Here is a 2,492-nt window from a genome sequence, read left to right on the forward strand (position 1 = left end):
GTCGACCCTCACGAGGGCCTGACCTCACACACCGCACAGACGACCTTGCCGGCGCTCTTCCCACCCCCAAACCCGCTTATTCAGCAGTCTCCTAGCGCTTGATCAGGAATTCGATGGCGGCGGCATAGCCCTGGATTCCCATTCCGGCGACCACTGCGGTGGCGATGGGGGAGATGTAGGAGTGATGCCGAAACTCCTCGCGCGCATGCACATTGCTGATGTGCACCTCGACAATGGGGAGTTCCGGAATCACCAGCGCATCACGCAGCGCCACCGAAGTGTGCGTCAGCCCACCGGGATTGACGACAATGCCGGATTCGACGCCGCGCGCCCGATGGATCCGATCGATCAGCGCTCCTTCGGAATTCGACTGGAACGCATCGATCTCGCGGCCGTATCGCGCGGCGGTCTGCCGGCACAGCTCGACGACATCGTCGAGCGTGGCCGACCCGTAGACCTTCGGCTGGCGGGTGCCGAGCATATTGAGGTTGGGGCCGTTGAGAACCAGGATCGGACCAGGTGTCGACATGGACAAGACACTAGCCGCAGCGACTGCTAGCAGGTCGCTCGACGATCCGAACTAGAGTCCCTGCGGACCTTCCGACCGCAGGTCGTCCACCTTCCGCATGGCGGTGCGCAACTCCTCGAGCCAGGCCTCGGCGTGTTTGCCCGCCAACTTCACCGTCCAGGCCAGCGCATCCGCCCGTGATCGGGCCACGCCGGAATCGACGAGGGTGTCGAGCACCTTGCGCTCCGGCTGACGCAACCGGGTCATGACCGGAACGGCCAAGTGCGTGAACATGGTTCGTTCACCATCCACCGAGACGCCCCAGGCGACGCTGCGCCCGTAGCGGCGCTGGGCCTCATCCGCTATCCGCATCCGTGCCGGGCGGGTGGTCTCGCGGAATCGGGCGATGGCGCCCTCCTTCGTCGCGGCCGGAACCTCCTCGGCCGGCGCATCGGCATCGGCCTGCTCCGCTACCGCGGGCTTTTCCGGCTGCGGGATCGGCAGTTCACCGATCACCACGATTTCGTCGCGGTCGATTTCGATGACGGGCTGTCCGGTGAACCAGTCGCTTGGCAACCGGCCGGCGAACCAGTCGGGGGCATCCGCTGGGTCGGGTAGATCGGCCTGCTGCCAGCCGCCCGGTCGTCCGAAACCTCGTCCCCGATGATCGTGCCTCATTTGGGAATCACCTACTTACTGTCGCTCGTGTATTTCATTGATTACAAGATTACTTCGCAATTGGTGTCCGTGGTTCCGCTCTGTGCGAACGGTTTCGGCGAAGGGCGGCGCGGGTACGCCGCAGAGAGGGTGTGCGCTGGTCAACGGGGTCCTTCGCCCCCGAAACGCCGACGTACACCGTTTTCGTCCGACTTTGCGTTCCGGCCGGTACGGTTGCGGCGCCGGATGTCGCGGCGGGACCAGGGAACGCCTATGATCAGCCACTCGAAGCAAGGGTTTCGGGCACAATTGGAGATGCTGAGCATGGCTAACGTCCGGGCTCCGGCGGCACGGCGGACAACTAATTTCAGGTACGGTGGTCTTGTTACTGGAGTGACAAGAGTAAAGAGTGGGCGACATGGATGTGTGGGGATCCCGCCGCTATCGCGTCCGGGGCGCAATCGCACTCGCCGGGGCGGCGGCATTGGCTATCACGATCGGATCGTGTGGAACCGACCAGAAACGCAATGAGGCCGAAAGTGTCGTAGACCGCTTCACCGAACTGCTCGACAATCAGAACTATGCCAAGGCGGCGGAGCTGACCTCCTATCCCACCGCCGCGTCAGCAACGCTGAAGCAAATGTTCGCGGGTTTGCAGCCGGGCAAGGTCGACTACCAGAAGACCCAATTCATCGGTCTCGGCGCCGAGGGCGGACTGTTCAGCATGGACGTCGCCTGGGACTTCGGCGAGAACAAGACCTGGAAGTACAGCCTGCAGGGCAATGTGCGGAAGTTGGCGATCGGCTGGCGGATCTCCTGGGATCCCGCCGTCGTCATGCCGCAACTGGACCACAACCGCACGGTCCGCCTCGTGCGCACCACACCCACCCCGCCACCACGGGTCACCGATATCGTCGGCGACGCGCTGATGACCGAACAGGTCATCAATGTAATCAAGCTCGATCCGGCCAAGACGACCGATCCGGTCGCCTCGACCGACGCACTGGCCAAGGCCATCGCACCGGTCGCGCCGCTGATCACCGGACCGTCGCTGCTGCAGCAACTGTCGTCCGCACAGGGCAAGCCGATCGTCGCGGTGAATCTGCGCGAACCCGATTTCGCGATCCTGGAGCCCGCGATGGCCCGGGTGCCCGGCGTGGTGATGGAGAAGCAGCCGCGGCTCATCTCCGCCGATCGCCGGACCTGGTCGCCGATGCTGGACGCGCTGCGCACAAAGTGGCAAAGTTGCTCGAAATAAAATGCGTACTGCCTATGTAAAAGGAGACTTTAAATGATGAACCAACCGGTCATTATATGGGCGAAGCGT

At 63.4% G+C, this 2,492-nt stretch carries 3 protein-coding genes; 1 reads left to right on the forward strand and 2 read right to left on the reverse strand.

Features of this window, described 5'->3' with window-relative positions; translation table 11 throughout:
* Window positions 1–91: 91 nt before the first annotated feature.
* Together aroQ and ABZW16_RS43725 are read right to left on the reverse strand one after the other, a co-directional pair.
* Window positions 92–529 carry a type II 3-dehydroquinate dehydratase gene (gene aroQ / locus ABZW16_RS43720; RefSeq protein ID WP_354962062.1) on the reverse strand — a complete coding sequence of 146 codons (438 nt, stop codon included), beginning with the start codon at window positions 527–529 and terminating at the stop codon, window positions 92–94.
* Between the two features lie 51 nt (window positions 530–580).
* On the reverse strand, window positions 581–1,186 hold the full coding sequence (locus ABZW16_RS43725; RefSeq protein WP_354962063.1) for a hypothetical protein: 606 nt from the start codon (window positions 1,184–1,186) through the stop codon (window positions 581–583).
* A 397-nt stretch (window positions 1,187–1,583) separates the two neighbouring features.
* Between ABZW16_RS43725 and ABZW16_RS43730 the strand changes: the two genes are divergently transcribed.
* Complete coding sequence (locus tag ABZW16_RS43730; RefSeq protein WP_354962064.1) at window positions 1,584–2,423, forward strand: NTF2-like N-terminal transpeptidase domain-containing protein; 840 nt, start codon at window positions 1,584–1,586, stop codon at window positions 2,421–2,423.
* Window positions 2,424–2,492: the final 69 nt, after the last annotated feature.

The organism is Nocardia sp. NPDC004604 (assembly GCF_040609795.1).
Lineage (GTDB): Bacteria > Actinomycetota > Actinomycetes > Mycobacteriales > Mycobacteriaceae > Nocardia.